At 65.1% G+C, this 1,607-nt stretch carries 2 protein-coding genes; both read right to left on the bottom strand.

All coding sequences use genetic code 11. The features are described from left to right. Window positions 1-81: 81 nt before the first annotated feature. The gene (gene trbB, locus EOA85_RS34865) at window positions 82-1,065 is read right to left on the bottom strand and encodes a P-type conjugative transfer ATPase TrbB (protein ID WP_348627961.1); all 984 of its coding nucleotides are present in this window, start codon (window positions 1,063-1,065) and stop codon (window positions 82-84) included. A 12-nt stretch (window positions 1,066-1,077) separates the two neighbouring features. Then, window positions 1,078-1,607 (bottom strand): acyl-homoserine-lactone synthase (locus EOA85_RS34860; protein ID WP_127212699.1); only part of this gene is annotated, 530 nt, incomplete at its 5' end.

The raw sequence follows: 1,607 nt of genomic DNA, 5'->3' as shown, positions 1-1,607 counted from the left end.
GCCATTCCAATAGCGCCATGTCGGCGCTGCGCCGCCTCGAGCAGCTCACCGCCGAGGCGAGCCAGCAGCCGATGCAGGAGGTCATCGCCGAAGCCGTCGATCTGGTCGTCTCGATCGAGCGCACGGGCCGCGGACGGCGCGTGCGCGACGTGGTCCACGTCGAGCGGTTCGAGGGCGGCCGATACAAAACTGAATCCTACCCCCAGATCGACGAGGACAGCTATGCTGCGTAAACCCGGAACCGTCCTTGCAGTCGGGTTGCTGGCTCTCCTCGGCGGTGAGCTGCTCGAGGCGGCGCAGCGCCGACATGGCGCTATTGGAATGGATCGTGGTCACGCCGCCCGGATGGCCGGTGTTCCAGGCCTTCAGCAACGTCAGCGCGGCCCCATCGCGAACCTCGCCGACTATGATCCGATCCGGACGCAGCCGCATCGTGCTCTTCAGGAGCCGCGCCATGTCGATCGTATCGCTCGTGTGCAGCGCGACAGCGTTCTCTGCCGCGCACTGGATCTCGGCCGTATCCTCGAGGATCACGATGCGATCCTCCGGAGCCGTCTCGACGATCTCGGCAATCACAGCGTTGGCGAGCGTGGTCTTGCCGGAACCTGTGCCCCCGGAAATGACGATGTTGAGCCGTGAGGCAATCGCGTTGCGGATGATATCCGCCTGGCGCGTCGTCATCACCTTGGTCTTTACATAGTCCTTGAGCGGAATGAGCCGCGACGCGCGCCGCCGGATGGTGAAGGTCGGCGCCGCGACCACCGGAGGCAGGAGGCCCTCGAATCTGTGCCCGCCGATGGGCAACTCGCCCGAGACGATCGGCCGATCATCGTCTGCCTCCGAATGGAGCGCATGCGCCACGCTGCCGATGACGACCTCGGCGGTTGCGGCGGTCATCTCTCCGGCCGGTGCGACGCCGTGGCCCAGCCGCTCGATGAAAAGCCGGCCATCCGGATTGAGCATGATCTCGACGACGGTCGCGTCATCGAGGGCGACGCAGAGCTGGTCGCCGAGCGCTTCCTGCAGCTTGCGGATCAGTCGCGGATGGGAGCGAAGCTGGGTCATGGCCATCCTCGCTCAGGCGGCACGCAGCTTCGGGCAGAGGACGGAGCGGTATGACGGCGGGCGCACGCGCTCGAAGCTCGCGCGGTCTGCCGGCAGCATCCCGGCGATGGCAGTCGTTTCGCCGATCTTCCGCGGCTCCCCGATCCGGCTCATCGGCCAACTGGCTCTATTGAGGATGCGCTCGATGCGAAGGTCCGTCCCGGTCACGATCTGGCGATATCCGTTGACCATCGACCATTCGATGATGGCGGCGAACATGGTGAGTGTCGCATCGTGGAGCGAGCCCCCTGCCCTCCCCTCGTCGAGCGAGGTGTCGACGCAGAAGCGCGAGCTCTCAATCATCGCAGGATGCGGCTTGAACATGCCAGACTGCACCAGATCAGGAAACAGCGCCTCGATCATGGTCGGTCCGGTCGCAGGCAGGAGCCTTGCGCAGCCAACAACGGTGGAGGCCGACGATATTGCGAGGATGTATGTGGGTTTCAGACCGTCGAATTCATCGGTTTCTCGCCCGCCTTGTGTGACCACGTTCCATCCCAGCC

The organism is Mesorhizobium sp. M5C.F.Ca.IN.020.29.1.1 (assembly GCF_003997375.1).
GTDB lineage: Bacteria > Pseudomonadota > Alphaproteobacteria > Rhizobiales > Rhizobiaceae > Mesorhizobium > Mesorhizobium wenxiniae.
Note: the sequence above shows the minus strand (reverse complement) of the source record. Positions and strands in the feature narration are given on the sequence as shown.